The sequence below is a fragment of the Bifidobacterium lemurum genome (genome assembly GCF_014898175.1).
GTDB lineage: Bacteria > Actinomycetota > Actinomycetes > Actinomycetales > Bifidobacteriaceae > Bifidobacterium > Bifidobacterium lemurum.
Genome location: NZ_CP062948.1, coordinates 1,088,697 through 1,107,434 on the forward strand (window position 1 = coordinate 1,088,697; position 18,738 = coordinate 1,107,434).

An 18,738-nucleotide genomic window follows, 5' to 3' on the forward strand; every position below is an offset into this window, starting at 1 on the left:
ACTCCCGTGCCGACGGAGCCATCCTTATAACAAAACGCAACCACCCGCAGCCCATCCGTCATCCCGAACGAGCCACCCGTCATCCCGAGCGAAGTCGAGGGATCCCTCGACTCCACTTCGTTCCGCTCGGGATGACGAGAAGAAGTCCGGAATGACAGGGACAGTTCCGGAACCGATGGACCGGACCCACCACTTGAGTAAGGAACAACCTTGGCAGACGAAACCACCAACGACGGCATCACGTCGAACGCCGCCGAACAGCCTGTGCCGGACGGCTCGCTGGAACCGCTGAGCCCGCAGGAGGCCGACGACACCGACTACGGTCTGATGAGCGGTGAGCGCATCCAGCCCACCGATTTGCAGAAGGAGATGCGCGAATCCTATCTGGCATACGCGCTCTCCGTCATCGTCGAACGCGCCCTGCCGGACGTGCGCGACGGCATGAAGCCCGTGCACCGCCGCGTCGTGTACGCGATGTACGACGGCGGCTACCGCCCCGACCGCGGCTACAACAAGTGCTCGCGCGTCGTGGGCGACGTGATGGGCAAGTACCATCCGCACGGCGACTCCGCCATCTACGACACCTTGGTGCGTATGGCCCAAAGCTGGTCGATGCGCAACATGCTGGTCGACGGCCAGGGCAACTTCGGCTCCCCCGGCGACGACCCGGCCGCCGCCATGCGATACACGGAATGCCGTATGGCGCCGCTGTCCATGGAAATGGTGCGCGACATCGACAAGGACACCGTCGACTTCGTGCCCAACTACGACGGCAAGACGCAGGAGCCCACCGTGCTGCCCGCGCGCTTCCCGAACCTGCTGGTCAACGGCTCGTCCGGCATCGCCGTCGGCATGGCGACCAACATCCCGCCGCACAACATGCGTGAGGTGGCGGACGGCGTGCATTGGGCGCTCGACCACCCGGACGCCTCCCGCGAGGAACTGCTCGAGGCGCTGATCGCCCGCATCAAGGGGCCGGACTTCCCCACCGGCGCGACCATCCTGGGGCATAAGGGCATCGAACAGGCCTACCGCACCGGCCGCGGCCTGATCACCATGCGCGCCGTGGTCAACACGGAGGAGATCAAGGGCCGCATGTGCCTGGTGGTCACCGAACTGCCCTACCAGGTGAACCCCGACCGACTGGTCGTCTCCATCCGCGAGGCCGTGCGCGACGGCAAGATCCAAGGCATCGCCGACATGCGCGACGAGACCTCCGGCCGCACCGGCCAGCGTCTGGTGCTCGTGCTCAAGCGCGACGCCGTGCCGAAGGTCGTGCTCAACAACCTGTACAAGCATTCCCAGCTGCAGCAGACCTTCGGCGCGAATATGCTCGCGCTGGTCGACGGCGTGCCGCGCACGCTGAGCCTGGACGCGTTCATCCGCCACTGGGTGAACCACCAGCTCGACGTGATCGCCCGCCGCACCGCGTATCTGAAGCGCGAGGCCGAGGAGCGCGACCATATTCTGCAGGGCTATCTGAAGGCCCTCGACATGATCGAAGAGGTCATCGCGCTGATCCGCGCCTCCAAGGATGTGGAGACCGCGCGCACCGGCCTGATGGAGCTGCTCGGTGTGGACGAGATCCAGGCCGACGCGATCCTGTCCATGCAGCTGCGCCGTCTCGCCGCCCTCGAACGCGAGAAGATCGAGGACGAGCACAACGAGCTGATGCGCAAGATCGCCGACTACATCGACATCCTCGCCAAGCCGGAGCGCCAGCGCAAGATCATCGGCGACGAGCTCGACGAGATCGTGGCCAAGTATTCCGACGAGCGCCGCACCAAGATCCTGCCCTTCAGCGGCGAGATGAACGTCGAGGACCTGATCGCCGAGGAGAACGTGGTGGTCACCGTCACGCACTCCGGCTTCATCAAGCGCACCAAGGCCGACGAATACCGCGCCCAGCATCGCGGCGGCAAGGGCATCAAGGGCACGCGCCTGCGCGAGGACGACGTGGTGGACCACTTCTTCCTCACCTCCACGCACAACTGGCTGCTGTTCTTCACCAACAAGGGCCGCGTGTACCGCATCAAGGCGTACGAGCTGCCCGAGGGGTCGCGCGACTCCAAGGGCCAGCATGTGGCGAATCTGCTGCAGTTCGCCCCCGACGAGACGATCCAGACCGTGCTGTCCATTCCGGATTACGAGGTGACGAAGTATCTGGTGCTCGCCACCCGCAGCGGCAAGATCAAGAAGACCGCGCTGGCCGAATACGATTCGCCGCGTCAGGGTGGTCTGATCGCCGTGCGTCTGATGGCCGACGAGAACGGCGAGAACGCCGACGAGCTGATCGGCGCCCAGCTGTGCAACGCCGAGGACGACATCATCCTCGTCTCCAAGCTCGGCATGAGCCTCAAATTCCGCGCCGACGACGACCAGCTGCGCCCGATGGGCCGACAGACCGCAGGCGTGCAGGGCATGAAGTTCCGCGAAGGCGACGAGCTGCTGGCCATGGACGTGGTGTGGGGCGAGACCGACAAGGATCTGCTCGTGGTGACGAACGAGGGCTTCGCCAAGCGTTCGGCCATCAGCGAGTACCGCCTGCAGGGCCGCAACGGCTTCGGCGTCAAGGCCGTGCAGCTGGCCGAGGGCCGCGGCTCACTGGTCGGCGCGCTGGTCGTCTCGGAGGACGATCAGGTGATGGCCATCATGAAGTCCGGCAAGGTGATCCGCTCCGATGTGGCCGAGGTCAAGCGCACCGGCCGCAACACCCAAGGCGTGACGCTGGCCAAGCCCGACAAGGGAGACGAGATCATCTCCATCGCGCTGAACGCGGAGAAGGATGACGACGACGCGGCCAATGACGCGGGCGAGACGGCGGCAGCGGGCGCGGATACGGCGGAATCCACCGCGACGACGGCCGCGGCGGATGCCCCGCAAGCCACGGACGCCACGGAATCCACCGCATCTGCCGCATCTACCGCTTCCGGGCAGAGCGAGTCTGCTGAGAATGTGAACAACCCGGAAAGCGCCGAATAATCGTCGCGAAACACTGGTAGCCTCGGCAAGAGGAATAGAGGCACAATGCGAGAAGGAGTCTGGCGATGAGCGAGAACATCGAAGACAACGAGTCCGAGATCGAGCGTCCTCTGATGGACGATCAGAGCGAGCGTGAGACGTCCGGCGCGGACGAGACGCGTGAGCCCGTCGCCCGCGTCGCCCGTTCCGCATCCAAAAGCGCGTCCGCGGCCGCCAGCCGTCCGCGGACGGTGCGTCGCGGCACTCCTCGCGCCCGCCGTATGAACCTGTCGCTGACCCGCCTTGACGCATGGTCGGTGGCCAAGGTCACCTTCATGATGTCGATCGCGGGCGGCATCATCCAGGTCGTCGCCACGGCGATCATCTGGATGATGCTGAACGTGGTGGGCGTGTTCGACCAGATCACGCAGATGGTGTCGTCCACCGGTCTGGACGCCGGCGGACTCGATCTGGAGAACGTGTTCACCCTGAGCACCGTGCTCAGCGCGGTGACGATCTTCTCGATCATCGAGGTCGTGGTGATCACCCTGCTGATGAGCATCGTCGCGCTGATCTACAACGTGGTCAGCTCCCTGGTCGGCGGCATCCACGTCACCCTCGGCGACGACTGATCCGACGACTGAATCCCAAGGCACGCAACGTTTAGCGGACCCATGACCCACCGTCATGGGTCCGTTTCGTTAGGATGCTCGATTGCTGAGATACTCTCCAATATGGGGGATTGCGAAAGCCACACGTCCATAGCCGGTCGAGCGGATAAGCGTGTTTTTGATAAGACTGGCACGGTATTTATTGACCCAGCTACGGCTGCGTTTGGTTCGCTTCTCGATATCGCTGATCGCGCTGTCGGCAGGATGGTCGGGAACCATCGCGCTTACGAACAGTCGTTCGGCCGAAGTGAGTCCGTCGAGCACAGGGGCGCAGACGGCGTCGTCGAACACCCTGGAAGCATCGGCGATTCCGTTCGTCACATCCTCGTCGGTGATTTCCGCGCAGTGCCGACGTTGTGCGGACTGCCACATGTAATAGCCGATCAGTTGAATCATATACGGGTATCCGTCCGTATGCACCGCTGCCTTGAGAGCCTCGTCGTCACCGATGGTTTTGTTAGATTCGGCGACCACACTCAGGAACGAGTTTTTGACGTCAGTGATAGGCACGTTGGTCAGTTCACAACGCAGCGCTCGGCGAAGAAACGTCGTCACCTCATCATTAACCAAATCGTTGATGGTTGAGGGCAGTCCCGCAAACACTATGGCGATGCCTTTTTTATCCTGATCCGGCGTATTCGTTTCGTCTATGGCGCCGATGACGTGCTGAACGGCCGTGGCGATGGCGACAAGATCGTCTCGCGAGGCGGCCTGCGTTTCATCAATAGTGATAAGAATGCCTTTGCCCTTGCTGATTTTGCGACTTTCAAGGCGTTTGAACATAGCATTGCGCAAAGTGAGCGGGGCAGTACTGGATGCGATGTTCAGCTGTCCGATACTTGCGGTTGCGAGTCCGGTGATGCCGATTGACGGGGCGACGGTGGCCTGTTCGACGTGCATGCCAGATGGCGAGAGCGCTTCGATAAGGCGGGATACCACGCCTGGAGAAGCGGTTTCCGCGATGGTTTCCCATTGCCGTTCGGCTGCCAGGCGGCGGAATTCGGTGAGAAGTACGGTCTTGCCGTAGCCACGTTGGCCGGTGACCAGCATGATACGACCAGGGGCTCCGGCTCCGTTGTCAATTCCTTCGGCGAATTCTTCGATAGCGGTTTCGCGGCCGACGAGGATGGGCGGCATTTTGCCAGCGGTCGGTTTGAAGGGATTTGAAGGCATATCCATTCCGTTTCTCAGCGATGCGCCAATATATACCATTATGTACCAATGTACACCAATGTACACTAATGTGTACCAATATGTACCAATGTGTACCAGCAATACGACGTATGGAGCATGGCGGGAGTGTGGGCGCAATGGCCGACGCGCAGGAGGGATGCGCGATACAGTGGGAGGGTGATCGCATATCTGGGTCTGTTCTCCACCTCGTTCATCATTGCCATGGTGTTGTGGCCGTTCGCGGCCGCCGTGCTGACGCTGCCGATTCTCGCGGGACTGTACCACCGGCATCATCGCCTGCGGCTCACCGCCGCCACCTCCGCCTATCTGTCGGTGCTGTACCTGCTGGGACTGGTGTCGTTCACCCTCTACCCCATGCCCGACGAGCCGCAGGTCTACTGCGCCGCGCATCATCTCACCCCGCAGCTCGATCCTCTGCGCTTCATCGATGATCTGCGGACCGGCGGCCTGTACGGCGCATTACAGTTGCTGATGAATGTCGCGCTGTTCACGCCGCTTGGCTTCATCATCGGCCGCTGGCTGCACGCGCGCTGGCGGGGCGCGCTGTTCGGCGGATTCGCCGTCTCGCTGCTCATCGAAATCTCGCAGCTCACCGGCTTCTGGGGACTGTACCCCTGCACCTACCGCCAGTTCGACGTCAACGATCTGATGACCAACACCTTGGGCGCTCTGCTCGGCTTCGGCGTCGCCAAACTATTCGGCGTCTGGGCGCCGACGGCGGCCGCGCCCGGGCGGGAGGATGTGAACCGCAAGCCGGGCGTGCTGCATCGCACGGTGACGTTGGTCATCGACATGATCTTCGTGGCGGTGGTCTACTTCACGCTCACCATCATCGTGGTTCTCGTCTTCTATCAGGTGGCGCGACCCTTGCCCAACGGCGATTTCCAACTGTTCGGACTGTTCGCCGTGGGCGTGGATTGGCTGAATTACGTGGCGCCGGTGACGGCCGGGCTCGCCTTCCTGCTGTTCGAGCTGGTGATTCCGCTGCGGCATGCCGGGCAGACGTGGGGTGGCCTGTTCACGCATATGACCGTGGAGACCAAACCCCGCACCGGCGGCAGGAAGGCCTTGTTCTATACGGTGCGCACGCTGGTGCTGGGCGCGTTGTCGGTGATGCTGGTCGCCGGCGTCGTCAACGGCGGCGGTCTTGCCGCAATCGCCTGCTACGGTTTCGCCGCGTTGTTTCTCTTCGGTCTCTTCGCCCGCCGCATGCCTTGGGATCTGCTGCCTGGCGACAAGAACCCGGACCTCTCTAAGCGAGACGAGGAGCCCATCGGCGTACTCACCGCCGATTCCTCCGGCGAAACCGGCGGGAACCCGGAAATGCGCGAATGATCTCTCTGAATTCGAGGTCGAATTAAGCTCGGCGTGTTGGATGACGGCTCCGGTTGCATTTGTCTGAAATCGGACTATGATGGCCGTTTGTCCGAGTTCGGACAAACGGTTGTCGCATATGGACGGGAGGTGAGATATGGCGGGCGATACGTCGGCTCAATCAGGGCACGATAGGTCGGTTGTGCCACAACGCGGCATACCTGCGTTGCTGGAGCGGTTCAACCAGATGTGGAAGGAGATCGACCACGCCTATCATGAGGCCGCCCGGCGGTCGGGTCTGTCCGACTGCGGATTCTGCGTGATGTACGGACTGATGTGCTCCGCCGCGCCGATGCCGCAGAAGGAGCTGTCAAGCGATTGGCAGTACAGCAAGCAGACCGTCACCTCCGCGGTGCAGCAACTGGAGCGTCGCGGGCTGATCATGATCCGTCTGGCCGACGGCAGCCGACGCGACAAGGTGCTCGAACTGACCGAGGACGGACGAAGCTTCGTCGAACGCAACGTGCGGCCCATCGCCGTGGCCGAGCAGGCGGCCTTGGAGGAGATCGGCGAAGACAACGCCGAACTGCTCATCGACCTGATGCGGCGGTACACGTCGCTGCTCGACCAGACCATCCGTCAGTAGACGGCAACCACCAGCCGCCATGGGGCGGCGTCAACCATGTATCGAATGCGGATACGAAAAGGAGTGAATACCCGCATGAGACTACTGTTCCGATTTCTGAAACCCTACAAGGGCCTGATCGCCGCGACGCTGTTCGCGCTGCTGCTCGACGTGGCGGGCGCGCTGCTCGTGCCCACGATTCTGGCCGAGATGATCAACGTCGGTGCGGACGGAGGCACCGAACACATTCTGCCCATGGGCGTGGCCATGCTCGCCATCACCGTGGTCTCCGGCGCCGGGGCGCTGGGCGGCAGCTACCTGTGCGCCAAACTGTGCGCCAACATCGGCCGCGATATGCGCGACGCGATCTACGATTCGACGCTGCGGTTCTCCGACGGCGACTTCAAGCGCTTCGGCACCGGCTCGATGATCACGCGCACGCTGAACGACATCAACGTGGTGCAGCAGACCCTGATGCTGAGCTTCCAGATGCTCATCCCCGTGCCCATCATGTGCGTGATGGGCATCGCGTTGTCGTTCTCGATCGATGCGATGATGGGATGGGTGCTGCTCGTCGTGGTGCTGGTGGTCGTGGCGCTCACCGCCGCGGCCGTGTTCAAGGCGGCGCCGATTTTCGAGCGTCTGCAGCGCTTCATCGACCGCATGAACACCGTGCTGCGCGAGAACATCACCGGCGTGCGCGTGATCCGCGCCTTCGGCCGCGACCGGCACGAACGCCAGCGTCTCGATACGGCGTTCTCCGACTATGCGACCAGCGCGATCCGGGTGAACACCCTGTTCGCCGGACTCGACAGCTTCTCGTTCTTCCTGATCAATATCGTGATCGTCGCGGTGATGTGGCTCGGTGGTGACCGTGTGGGCGCGCACGCCATGCAGATCGGCGACATCACGGCGTTGATCGAATACGCGGTGCTGATCCTGTTCTACGTCATGATGGCGGGATTCGTGATGTTCATGGTGCCGCGCGCCTTCGTGTGTCTGAACCGCGCCCGCGAGGTCATCGACACCACGCCCGATATCACCGACCCGGAGCCCTCCCGCCAGGCGCGGAGCGCCGCCGTCGATCCCGCCGTCGAGGCCAAGTCGGACCTTGACCTGGCGCATCCCAAGGTGGCGTGCTTCGACCATCTCACCTTCCGTTTCGCCGACGGCGCCGAAGACACTCTGCAGGACCTCACCTTCTCCTGCCGGCGCGGCCAGACCACCGCGATCATCGGCCCCACCGGCTCCGGCAAGTCGACCATCGCCCGTCTGATGCTGCGTCTGATCGACGCGACCGACGGCCGGGTGCTGATCGGCGGACGCGACGTGCGCGACGTGACCCAGCGTGAGCTGCGCGACCGTATCGCCTACGTGCCGCAGAAGGCATGGCTGTTCTCCGGCACCATCGCCGACAATCTGCGCTATGGTGACGCGAACGCCACCGACGAGGAACTATGGCATGCGCTTGATGTGGCGCAGGCCGGATTCGTGCGCGAACTGCCCGACGGGCTGAACACCCGCGTGGCGCAAGGCGGCACGAACTTCTCCGGCGGCCAGCGCCAGCGTCTCGCCATCGCCCGCGCCCTGACCAAAAAAGCCGACCTGACCATCTTCGACGATTCGTTCTCCGCGTTGGACTTCGCCACCGACGCCGCCCTGCGCAAGGCCTTGGCGAGCGAGATGGACGATGCGGCCATGCTGATCATCGCCCAACGTGTGAGCACCATCGTGCACGCCGACCAGATCGTCGTATTGGAGGACGGCAAGGTGCAGGGTCGCGGCACCCACGAGGAATTGATGCGCGACTGCCCGACATACCGCGAAATCGCCTATTCGCAGATGCGTGCCGCCGAGGCGGGAAAGGAGACGGACCGATGAGCCAGACGCAACAGCAGGATATGACGCAGGAATCGCAGATCGACGCCGTCGCGGGCGCCGCGGACGATGAGGAGCTGGAGGTTCCTCGCGACATCAAAGCCACCATCGCCCGCCTGTGGGATGTGGCCAAGGAACAGCATTGGCGCATCTTCGTCGTCTCCGCGTCCATCGTGTGCTATGTGGTGGCCGCGCTGGCCGGACCGATGTACACCGCCTATCTGCTCGACCTGTTGTGGGAGAAGATCCAGGCGGCGTTCACACGCGGCGAGAACTTCCGTATCGGTTGGCATGACGGTGGTATGCAGATCGCCATACTGCTGCTGATCTACACGTTGGAATGGGCGTTCTACTCTACGCAGACCCTTATCATGGCCAGCTTCGCCGAACGCATCAACCTGAAGCTGCGCAACGCCGTGGGCGACAAGCTCACCCGCCTGCCGCTGCGCTACTACGACGCGAACCAGCCCGGACGCATCATCAGCCGCGTGACCAACGATCTCGACAAGATGAGCGAGGTCATGCAGACCGGTCTGCTGCGCCTGCTGGTGGCCGTCGGGCAGGTGACCGGCGCCGTGGTGATGATGGTGGTCATCAATGTGTGGCTGGCGCTGGTGTTCGTGGTGTTCGCCGCGTTCTCGATGCTCGTGACGCGTCTGGTCTCGCGCAAGACGCTGGTGCTGGCCGCCGAACGTCAGCGTGCGGTGGGAGTGCTCACCGGCCATGTCGAGGAGGCCTACAGCGGCCGCGCCATCATCCGCTCCTTCAACCAGGAGGGGTCGAGCGCGGCGCGCATCCATGAGGCGACGCGCGACGTGGCCGATGCGACGCGACGGGCCGACTTCATGACCAACGCGATAAGCCCCGCCATCCGCCTGATCGTGCGCCTCTCGCAGGTGGCCATCGCGGTGATGGCCGGTCTGATGCTGGCCGCCGGACAGCTCACCGTGGGTGTGTTCCAGGCGTTCTTCCAATACATCAACCAGGCGAGCGAGCCGCTCACGCAGATGTCGTTCACCATCAACAGCCTGCAATCCGCCCTGGCTTCGGTGGAGCGTGTGTTCGACATCCTCGACGCCGACGAGATCGAGCCCGAGCCCAGCGAGCCGGAAGCGGTGAGCGAACCGGTGAGCGGCCGCGTGGACTTCGAGCACGTGCGTTTCGGGTACGACGCGGACCGCCCGTTGATGAAGGACGTGACCTTCACGGCCGAACCCGGCCATCGCACGGCCATCGTGGGCGCGACCGGCGCCGGCAAAACCACGCTGATCAACCTGCTGATGCGCTTCTACGAGATCGACGGCGGGCACATCCGCCTCGACGGCGTGGACACGCGCCGCATGAACCGCGCCGACCTGCGCGCCAACTTCGGCATGGTGCTGCAGGACGCGTGGCTGTTCGACGGCACCATCGCCGAGAACATCGCCTACGGGCGGCCCGAGGCGACGCGCGAGGAGATCGTCGCCGCCGCGAAGATGGCGCGTGTGGACTACTTCGTGCGCACTCTGCCCGAGGGCTACGACACCCGCCTGGCGAACGACGCGGAGAACATCAGCCAAGGCCAGCGCCAGCTGCTCACCATCGCGCGCGTGATCCTGTGCGATCCGAAGATCCTGATCCTCGACGAGGCGACCTCGTCGGTGGACACGCACACCGAGCAGGAGATCGGCAAGGCGATGGACGCGCTGATGCACGGGCGCACGAGCTTCGTGATCGCGCACCGCCTGTCGACCATCGTGGACGCGGACCTGATCCTGGTGATGGACCACGGCACCATCATCGAACAGGGCACGCACCGCGAGCTGTTGGCCGCCGACGGCGCCTACGCCCGCCTCTACAACAGCCAGTTCGCGTAGCGGAAAACGACCGGTAGCGACAATAAATAAGAAAAAGTGTCGTGGTTTACATTTTCGTACTTAAAAATGTAAACCACGACACTTTTTCGCATTTATAGAGCGTGACGCTGTTGGATGTGGAGGAGTCCTCCTCCGATGTTCTTGACCGTTTGCCCCTCGGAGGTATATCCTTAGGTAGATACATTCGGAAAGGTGGTGGAGATATGGCGACCATTGCGAAGTGGGGCAATAGCGAGGCGATTCGCATTCCCAAAGAGATCCGCGACCAGACCGGATTGCGCGAAGGCAGTGAGGTCACCATCGAAGCCGACGGGGGCAATATCGTCATCAAGCCCAAAACCGTACGTATCACGCGGATTGGCCGATATGCGGTGCCAAATCTCGCTGATTTGTTTGCCGATTACCACGGTGGTTATCAGGCGAAGGAAGACGGATTCGGCGACCCTGTCGGAGCGGAGACGATATGAACGGCTTTCGCAGAGGCGACGTGGTCGCGGCCGATCTTGATCCGTCGTCCGGCCATGAGCAACGCAAACGACGGTATCTGCTCGTAGTGAGCAATGAAAGCTACAATCGAGTATGCAATCTCACCATGGTCTGTCCGATCACCTCAACGGATAATGGATATCCGCTGCATGCGGAAGTCCATCCGATTTCTCCGGATTTGAAGATTGAGGGCTTTGCTCAGGCCGAGCAGCTGAAGGCTCTTGATTTGAAATCCCGTAACGCGCAACTTGTTGGTTATGTGCCGCAGGATGAGTTGGACGTTGTGCTGGAACTGGTGATGGCTTGCTTGGTGTGATTGCTCTGCAGGTTTGGCCGGTCGAACTTCGGAATCGACAACGGCATCCGCTCGATCCCCCTCTATGTGGCCTTCTGCATCCAGCCCTGATAGGCATTACAAGTTTCCTACTGGTTTTTACGGATGTCTTGTCTGGTCCTGCGGTGACAGGGGTATAAAATCCGAATCCAAAATGGTGTAAAAACACAAATGGAGGCAGTATCGCGGTTACTTTGCGCGCATTTACAGGTGTGGCAGACGATGGATAAACGATGGTGGGCAACGGAATGAGTCCGTTGCCCACCATCGTTTAGGCGTTACGCGCCAGAGTCCTATGCGTCTGGCGTCAGGATGCGTCGATCAGAGCACGCCCTGGGCGACCATCGCGTTGGCGACCTTGACGAAGCCGGCGATGTTGGCGCCCGCCATCAGATCGCCCTCTTCGCCGTACTCCTTGGCGGCGGCCAAGGACTCGGCCACGATGGACTCCATAATGCCCTTGAGCTTGGCGTCGGTCTCCTCGAAGGTCCAGCTCAGGCGATAGCTGTTCTGGCTCATCTCCAGACCGGAGACGGCCACGCCGCCGGCGTTCGCGGCCTTGGCCGGGCCGTAGAGCACACCGTTCTTCTGGTAGACGGCGATGGCCTCCGGAGTGGAGGGCATGTTCGCGCCCTCGCACACCACGGTGCAGCCGTTGGCGACCAGCGCCTCGGCGGAGGCCTCATCGATCTCGTTCTGGGTGGCGCAGGGCAGGGCGATGTCGCACTTGACGGTCCACACGCCGGCGCAGCCCTCGTGATACTCGGAGCCGGGCACGCGGTCGGCGTACTCCTTGATGCGGCCGCGGTGGCCGAGCTTGATGTCCTTGACCACATCGAGCTGGATGCCGTTCGGATCGTAGATGTAGCCGTTGGAATCGGAGGCGGTCACGACCTTCGCGCCGAGCTCGGTGGCCTTCTCGGTGGCGAAGATGGCCACGTTGCCGGAACCGGAGATGGCCACGGTCTTGCCCTCGAAGGAGTCGTTCTTCAGAACGCGCAGGGCCTCCTGCGTGTAATAGCACAGGCCATAGCCGGTGGCTTCGGTGCGGGCGAGCGATCCGCCGAACTCCAGGCCCTTGCCGGTGAGCACGCCGGAGTACTCGTCGCGGATGCGCTTGTACTGGCCGAAGAGGTAGCCGATCTCGCGGGCGCCCACGTTGATGTCGCCGGCCGGCACGTCGGTGAACTGGCCGATATGGCGCTGCAGCTCGGTCATGAAGGCCTGGCAGAAGCGCATGACCTCGGCGTCGGACTTACCCTTCGGGTCGAAGTCGGAGCCGCCCTTGCCGCCGCCCATCGGCAGCGTGGTCAGGGAGTTCTTGAGGATCTGCTCGAAACCGAGGAACTTGATGACGCCCTCGTTCACGGTCGGATGGAAGCGCAGGCCGCCCTTGTACGGGCCGATCGCGGAGTTGAACTGCACGCGGTAGCCGCGGTTCACCTGCACCTTGCCGGAGTCGTCGACCCAGGCCACGCGGAACTTCACCACGCGCTCAGGCTCCACGATGCGCTCCAGCACGCCGTTCGCCTCGTACTCCGGATGCTTCTCGATCACGGGCTGCAAGGTGTCCAACACCTCGTACACGGCCTGCAGGAATTCGGGCTGATCGCCGTCGCGCTTGGTGACCTGGTCATACACGCGCTTGACGTACTCGTTGGTAAGCATGCTTGCTCCCTTGGGTTCGGGTTATCAATAAGACGGTTCCGATTGTAAGCGCGCGTGTTCCGCCCGACAAGACCCCGCCCAAATTACGGTATGAGCCTTGCCGCCGGGCTTATCGTCGGTCGGTTTCCCTTGGAATCATGACGTCGCCGGATGGGCCTGTGAACGAGTTGGCACTTGAGGTCTCCAGTTGGCACCCGCTGGTCGAAACGGCGACGAAGTTAAGCCGTTTTCAACGCCTTGTCCGCCCAAAGCAGTGCCAACTGGAAGCCTCAAGTGCCAACTCGTTGAATCGTCGGTTGAGTGAACCCGTGCCGAAGAGACCGATTGAGCCGTGTACAGTGGTCAGCGAGACAGATAAGGAGTTCATCGATGCTGACCGTCGCCATTGTCGAAGATGATGATGCCGCCGCCGACAAGCTGCGCGCCTGCCTCGATATGTTCGCCCAACGTTCCGGCGAGACGTTCGACGTGCGCCGTTTCGTCGAGCCCACTTCGTTCCTGGAAGGCTACAAACCCAATTGGGACATCGTGTTCATGGATATCGAAATGCCCAATATGGACGGCCTGGCCGCCGCCCACCGGCTGCACGAATTGGACGGCGGGACGGTGCTGATCTTCGTGACGAATATGGCCCAGTTCGCGGCCAAAGGCTACGAGGTGGACGCGCTCGACTACATCATCAAGCCCTTCGTCTATGCCGATTTCGAACGTAAGATCGCCCGCGCGGTCAAACTGTGCGACAGCGAATCCGACGATTCGGTCATCATCTCCCAGCGCGGCGGCTCGCAGCGCATCCGCCTACGCGACGTGTCGTACGTCGAGGTGCGCGGGCACAGCCTGGAATTCCATACGGAGGACGGACTGGTCGTCGGCTCCGGCTCGCTGCAGGAGGCGGAAGCGAAGCTGAAACCCCACGGCTTCCTGCGCTGCGGCAAGCCGTATCTGGTCAACCAGCGTCATATCGACGCCATCAAAGGCAATGAGGTGCGCCTTTCGGACGGCGGCTCGCTGCCCATCGGCCGCGCCTTCCGCAAATCCTTCCTGCAGGATCTCGCCGACAACCTCGGCGACGATCGGTGGATGTGAGGCAGGGCGCGATGATGCATGATACGGCTGCGCTGTTCGGCACTGGAGATGTGTGGGCGCCGCTTGTGGGATTCTTCAACACAGTCGGTTTTCTGTTGGAGCTCGTCACGGCGCTGGTGATGTTCGTCTGGCCGCTCGAGCGCCGCCCGCGGTTCGTCTGGCGTGCGGCCGCCGCCATGCTGGTCATGATGGCGGTGTGCATGGTGTGGGATTCCCTGGCGTCCGAAGGCACATGGTGGCTGATCGCACGGTGCTTCCTCATCTACGCGATGTGCTGTGCCGCCTCGCGCGTCTGCTGGCGCATCAGTTTCGCGCAGGCGCTGTTCTATATGGCCGCCGCGGCCGCGCTGCAGCATGCGGTGTACCGTGGCGCGCGAGTGCTCTCCACCAGACTGCACATGGTGTGGGAGGATGCGGCCTGGATTGACACCATCGTGTACGCGGCGCTGGTGGTGCCGTTGTTCGCGCTGGGGTATTGGCTGTTCGCGCGCCCGCTGGCCGGCAAATCCATCGAAGGCGTGGCGAGCGGCCGTATGCTGCTGTTGTTCACCGGCATGGCGATCTGTCTGAACATCTTCACCAACCTGTACCACCATTACGGATCCGGAAGTGTGGCGTTCACGATTTTCTCGCTGTTCGACCTGCTGACATGCGTGTTCATGCTGATGTTGCTGCGCGAAATCGTGGAACATGAGAACGCCGAACGGGACGGTGCGATGCTGCGTCAGCTGATGAACCAGCAGAAGGCGAAACTCGATAGCGATAAGGCGACCATCGACCTGATCAACGTCAAAACGCACGACCTGAAAAGGCAACTCAACCTGCTGGAGAACCGCATTCCGCAGGAGGAGATCGACGATCTGAAATCACTGGCCGGCATCTACGACGCCACGGTGCGCACCGGCAACGAGACGTTGGACGTGCTGCTGTCGAACCGCTCACTTGTATGCGAGCAGCGCGGCATCCAATTCGACCGCATCATCGACGGCGAACGATTGGAGTTCATGAAACCCGGCGACATCTATTCGCTGTTCGGCAACGCCGTCGACAACGCGATGGAGGCGGTGGAGCATATCGTCGATGACGACCGCCGGTGGATCCGTATGACGGTCCGCGCCAACAAGGGCATGGTGGTGATGCATATCGAGAACCCCTATGACGGCGCCTTGACCTTTCGGGACGGATTGCCGCAGACGGTCAAAGCCGACAAACACTATCACGGTTTCGGGCTCAAATCGATGCGTATGGTCGCCGAACAATACGGCGGCGCGCTTTCGGTCAAAGCCGACGAGGGAATCTTCGCGGTGAACGTGGTGCTGCCGATCGAACGGTGACATGCGATCGGTGCCGTAGGTCCGGTGCCGTTCGGGCCCGACGCGTTCCCGATGCAGTTCGTGACTCGAAAAACGTCGGTTGCGCATCGGGCGTTGAGCATGGGGCCGGACTCGGAGAATCTAAGACTACGGCGTGTTTTCGCAGAGGAAAGCATCGCCGCAACGAGATTCAAGGAGGATGAGATGTTCAAACGAACGAACCTATGGCGCGGTTTGACCGCCATCGGTGCGTTGCTCCTCGCGATCGCCATCATGGCGGGATCGATTATGGAGACCTACCGTGTGTCGCTGGACGCGTTCGTCGGCACCCGCAGCCAGCGCACCGTCACCGACCAGTCCGCCGACGAAGGCGACAGCTGGACCTACCAGTCCGAGTTCACCTCGGCCGAAGAGGCCTACAACGGTTGGCGCGACTTCGCCATCGAGGAATCACAGGAGACGATGGCGCTGCTCAAGAACAGCGACGACGCGCTGCCGATCGCCTCGGACGCGAAGATCACCATGTTCGGCGTGCGCAGCTACGCGCCCGTCTACGGCGGATCCGGCGGTTCCGTCACCGACGGCAACTCCACCGTCGAGATCACGCAGGCCTTCCAGGAGCGTGGCTTCCAAATCAACCCCTCCATGCTGCAGGCCTATGAGACGTATTTCGCGGACAAGGAGTGGACCACCCCGCAGTTCGGCGGCGGCGTCCTGCCGGAATACGCGGAGATCACCAAATACGACGATCCCAGCGAACTCAGCCTGGACGAACTCGCCCAGCTGAACCCCGACTACAACTCGCAGTACGGCGAATACAACGACGCCGCCATCGTGGTCGTCGGTCGCCCCGCCGGTGAGAACGGCGACGGCTACTATCCGGGCGAGGAAGGGCTCGCTGAGGGTGTGAATACCGTGACCGGCAACATCCTGTCGCTGTCCGACGAGGAGATGGCGCTGGTCGACGAGGCCAAGGCCAACTTCGACAAGGTCATCGTGCTCGTCAATTCCACCAATCCGATGGAGATCGCCAACCTCGAGGACGACCCCGACATCGACGCGATCATGTGGATCGGCTTCCCCGGCGCGTACGGCTTCTACGGCGTGGCCGACATCCTCAACGGCACTGTCTCCCCCTCGGCCCATCTGGGCGACGTGATGGCCAAGAACACGGCCCTTGCGCCGGCGATGGCGAATTACGGCGACATCGCCTGGTCGAACGCCTCCGACTTCTCCGAAGACGCCGCCGTGAACTCCTACCTCATCGAATCCGAAGGCATCTACACCGGCTACCGCTATTACGAAACCCGCTATGCGGACATCGTGATGGGCAACGGCGGCGAGGAGGCCTCGGCGGGCACCTACGCGAACGCGGACGGCACCGTCTCCACCACGGATGGCACGTGGGACTACGCCAACGAAGTGGTGTACTCCTTCGGACACGGCCTGAGCTACACCACCTTCGAACAGACGCTCGATTCGGTGGAGATCGCGGGCGACAAGAAGACCGCCACCGTGACCGTGACCGTCGCCAACACCGGCGACGTGGCAGGTAAGTCCGTCGCGCAGGTCTACGCCTCCGTGCCGTACACCGACTACGACAAGGAGAACGGCGTGGAGAAGTCCGCGATCCAACTTATGGATTTCGAGAAGACCGAAACCCTTGAGCCGGGCGAATCGCAGACGATCACCATGGATGTGGACCTCGCCGACCTCGCCAGCTACGACGCCTATGGCGCCGAAACTTACATCGTCGATCCGGGCGACTACTACTTCGCCCTCGGCGACGACGCCCACGACGCCCTCAACAACGTGCTCGCGGCCCAGGGCTACACCGAATCCGACGGCATGACCGCCGCGGGCGACGAGTCCAAAACCTACCGGTGGACGTGGGACGGCGACGTCGACGCCGACACCTTCTCGGTATCCGACAACGGCACGGCCATCACCAACCAGCTCACCGAGGGCGACTACGCGATGGACTACAACGCCTTCGAGGAGGGCACCGTCACCTACCTGACCCGTTCCGACTGGAACGGCACCTTCCCGACCACCTACTCCGGCCTGACCGCCAACGAGCAGGTCTCCGAGCTGCTCAACAACGACTTCATCGAACTGAAGTCCGGCGACGACGTCTCCGACATCACCGTGGGCGACACGTCCAGCGAGCTGACCCTCAACGATATGAAGGGTGCCGACTTCGACGACGAGCGTTGGGACGAACTGGTGGGCAAGGTCTCCGTCGAGGAGTTCATGAGCTTCGCCGAGAACGCCTTCCACGCCATCGGCGCCATCCCCTCCGTCGGCCTGCAGGACATGCTTTCCGACGACGGTCCCGGCGGCTCCGACTCGCACTACCTCAACGAGGGCCAGTATCAGGGCGAGGCGTTCGCGGACGCCAATGACGAGGCCTACGCCGACAAGAGCTCCCGCGTGGCACCCTCCCCCGTCAATCTCGCCTACAGCTGGAACAAGGAACTCTCCTATCGCAACGGCGAGCTGATCATCGGCGAATCCAGCCTTGTGTTCAACCTGCCGATCATCATCGGACCGGGTATGAACCTGCATCGCCACGCCTACAACACCCGCGGCCACGAGTACTACTCCGAGGATCCGGTGCTTTCCGGCTACGTCGGTTCGGCCGTGGTGCAGGGCGCCCAGTCCAAGGGCACGCTGGTGAACGTCAAGCACGCCGCGTTCAACGATCAGGAGATCAACAGGTCCGGCGTGGCCGTGTTCATGAGTGAGCAGAAGGCCCGCGAGATGGAGCTGCGCAACCTGCAGCAGGCGTTTGAAGCCAAGGGCAAGCCCGCCTCCTTCGAAGCGGACGAGTCCAAGGCCGACACCTACACGCAGGGCGCGCTCGGCGTGATGACCTCCTACAACCGCATCGGCGCCGTCGCGTCCAGTGCGAACGCCGCCGTGATGGTAAACATCATGCGTGGCGAGTGGGGCTTCACCGGCTACAACGTCACCGACTTCACCTCCGTCTCGCCGCATGCCGCTCCTAAGGAGTCGATTCTGGCCGGAACCACCGCGTTCTGCGGCTTCGGCAACATGGGCGTGAGCTATTGGGACGCCGAAACACTCAGTGGCGACCGCGACGTGCTGCTCGCCATCCAGCAGGACGTGAAGTACGCCTTGTGGGCTCTGGCCAACTCGAACGCCATGAACGGCGTGAACTCCACCACCCATACCGAAAACGTCATGACCTGGTGGCGTGCGGCCTATATCGCCGCAATCGCTGTGACCGGCGTCGTGACCGCCGCAGGTGTCATCGGCTACACGGTCGTGCGCGTCCGTGGCGCCAAGTCCGTCGCCGCTCCCGCCGGCGTCTCATCCAAGTGAAGGA

At 62.6% G+C, this 18,738-nt stretch carries 13 protein-coding genes; 11 read left to right on the forward strand and 2 right to left on the reverse strand.

All coding sequences use genetic code 11. The annotated features are described in order from the left end of the window. The first annotated feature begins 210 nt into the window (after positions 1 to 210). Both gyrA and BL8807_RS04075 read left to right on the forward strand, forming a co-directional pair. Positions 211 to 2,982: a DNA gyrase subunit A gene (gyrA, locus tag BL8807_RS04070; RefSeq protein WP_072724428.1), complete on the forward strand. Its 2,772-nt coding sequence runs from the start codon at positions 211 to 213 to the stop codon at positions 2,980 to 2,982. A gap of 65 nt (positions 2,983 to 3,047) precedes the next feature. Then, entirely contained in the window at positions 3,048 to 3,593 is a 546-nt protein-coding gene (locus BL8807_RS04075; RefSeq protein ID WP_072724427.1) for a DUF3566 domain-containing protein, read from the forward strand. Positions 3,594 to 3,662: 69 nt separating this feature from the next. Here the strand turns inward: BL8807_RS04075 and BL8807_RS04080 are convergent, their stop codons facing one another. Continuing rightward, the gene (locus tag BL8807_RS04080) at positions 3,663 to 4,805 is read right to left on the reverse strand and encodes an ATP-binding protein (protein WP_072724504.1); all 1,143 of its coding nucleotides are present in this window, start codon (positions 4,803 to 4,805) and stop codon (positions 3,663 to 3,665) included. A gap of 117 nt (positions 4,806 to 4,922) precedes the next feature. Here BL8807_RS04080 and BL8807_RS04085 point away from each other — a divergent pair, with 117 nt between their 5' ends. The 6 genes from BL8807_RS04085 (at position 4,923) to BL8807_RS04110 (ending at position 11,301) form a co-directional block, all read left to right on the forward strand. Further along, complete coding sequence (locus tag BL8807_RS04085; RefSeq protein ID WP_226847470.1) at positions 4,923 to 6,161, forward strand: VanZ family protein; 1,239 nt, start codon at positions 4,923 to 4,925, stop codon at positions 6,159 to 6,161. 181 nt (positions 6,162 to 6,342) lie between these two features. Further along, positions 6,343 to 6,786 carry a MarR family winged helix-turn-helix transcriptional regulator gene (locus tag BL8807_RS04090; RefSeq protein WP_158217142.1) on the forward strand — a complete coding sequence of 148 codons (444 nt, stop codon included), beginning with the start codon at positions 6,343 to 6,345 and terminating at the stop codon, positions 6,784 to 6,786. Between the two features lie 75 nt (positions 6,787 to 6,861). After that, positions 6,862 to 8,646: an ABC transporter ATP-binding protein gene (locus BL8807_RS04095; RefSeq protein WP_072724421.1), complete on the forward strand. Its 1,785-nt coding sequence runs from the start codon at positions 6,862 to 6,864 to the stop codon at positions 8,644 to 8,646. Further along, positions 8,643 to 10,499 (forward strand): ABC transporter ATP-binding protein, encoded by a 1,857-nt coding sequence (locus BL8807_RS04100; RefSeq protein ID WP_072724420.1) that lies wholly within the window; start codon positions 8,643 to 8,645, stop codon positions 10,497 to 10,499. The genes BL8807_RS04095 and BL8807_RS04100 overlap by 4 nt, the downstream gene beginning before the upstream one ends. Positions 10,500 to 10,702: 203 nt before the next feature. Further along, complete coding sequence (locus BL8807_RS04105) at positions 10,703 to 10,966, forward strand: AbrB/MazE/SpoVT family DNA-binding domain-containing protein (RefSeq protein WP_072724418.1); 264 nt, start codon at positions 10,703 to 10,705, stop codon at positions 10,964 to 10,966. Then, complete coding sequence (locus BL8807_RS04110) at positions 10,963 to 11,301, forward strand: type II toxin-antitoxin system PemK/MazF family toxin (protein ID WP_072724416.1); 339 nt, start codon at positions 10,963 to 10,965, stop codon at positions 11,299 to 11,301. The genes BL8807_RS04105 and BL8807_RS04110 overlap by 4 nt, the downstream gene beginning before the upstream one ends. Before the next feature lie 339 nt (positions 11,302 to 11,640). Here BL8807_RS04110 and gdhA read toward each other — a convergent pair whose 3' ends face one another. Beyond that, the gene (gene gdhA, locus BL8807_RS04115; protein ID WP_072724414.1) at positions 11,641 to 12,987 is read right to left on the reverse strand and encodes an NADP-specific glutamate dehydrogenase; all 1,347 of its coding nucleotides are present in this window, start codon (positions 12,985 to 12,987) and stop codon (positions 11,641 to 11,643) included. 369 nt (positions 12,988 to 13,356) lie between these two features. On the opposite strand from gdhA, the gene BL8807_RS04120 reads away from it, so the two are divergent. The 3 genes from BL8807_RS04120 (at position 13,357) to BL8807_RS04130 (ending at position 18,734) form a co-directional block, all read left to right on the forward strand. Continuing rightward, positions 13,357 to 14,073, forward strand: coding sequence for a LytR/AlgR family response regulator transcription factor (locus tag BL8807_RS04120; RefSeq protein ID WP_072724412.1), 717 nt, complete (start codon positions 13,357 to 13,359; stop codon positions 14,071 to 14,073). An 11-nt stretch (positions 14,074 to 14,084) separates the two neighbouring features. After that, positions 14,085 to 15,407: a sensor histidine kinase gene (locus tag BL8807_RS04125; RefSeq protein WP_226847473.1), complete on the forward strand. Its 1,323-nt coding sequence runs from the start codon at positions 14,085 to 14,087 to the stop codon at positions 15,405 to 15,407. Positions 15,408 to 15,590: 183 nt separating this feature from the next. Further along, a complete protein-coding gene (locus BL8807_RS04130; protein WP_072724410.1) occupies positions 15,591 to 18,734 on the forward strand; it encodes a glycoside hydrolase family 3 C-terminal domain-containing protein in 3,144 nt (1,047 codons plus the stop codon). Positions 18,735 to 18,738: the final 4 nt, after the last annotated feature.

Bases quoted from the DNA above. Each gene is read 5' to 3' on its own strand.
- BL8807_RS04075 (WP_072724427.1), top strand. From the start codon at position 3,048: ATGAGCGAGAACATCGAAGACAACGAGTCCGAGATCGAGCGTCCTCTG.
- BL8807_RS04080 (WP_072724504.1), bottom strand. From the start codon at position 4,805: ATGCCTTCAAATCCCTTCAAACCGACCGCTGGCAAAATGCCGCCCATC.
- BL8807_RS04085 (WP_226847470.1), top strand. From the start codon at position 4,923: ATGGCGGGAGTGTGGGCGCAATGGCCGACGCGCAGGAGGGATGCGCGA.
- BL8807_RS04095 (WP_072724421.1), top strand. From the start codon at position 6,862: ATGAGACTACTGTTCCGATTTCTGAAACCCTACAAGGGCCTGATCGCC.
- BL8807_RS04100 (WP_072724420.1), top strand. From the start codon at position 8,643: ATGAGCCAGACGCAACAGCAGGATATGACGCAGGAATCGCAGATCGAC.
- BL8807_RS04105 (WP_072724418.1), top strand. From the start codon at position 10,703: ATGGCGACCATTGCGAAGTGGGGCAATAGCGAGGCGATTCGCATTCCC.
- BL8807_RS04110 (WP_072724416.1), top strand. From the start codon at position 10,963: ATGAACGGCTTTCGCAGAGGCGACGTGGTCGCGGCCGATCTTGATCCG.
- gdhA (WP_072724414.1), bottom strand. From the start codon at position 12,987: ATGCTTACCAACGAGTACGTCAAGCGCGTGTATGACCAGGTCACCAAG.
- BL8807_RS04120 (WP_072724412.1), top strand. From the start codon at position 13,357: ATGCTGACCGTCGCCATTGTCGAAGATGATGATGCCGCCGCCGACAAG.
- BL8807_RS04125 (WP_226847473.1), top strand. From the start codon at position 14,085: ATGATGCATGATACGGCTGCGCTGTTCGGCACTGGAGATGTGTGGGCG.
- BL8807_RS04130 (WP_072724410.1), top strand. From the start codon at position 15,591: ATGTTCAAACGAACGAACCTATGGCGCGGTTTGACCGCCATCGGTGCG.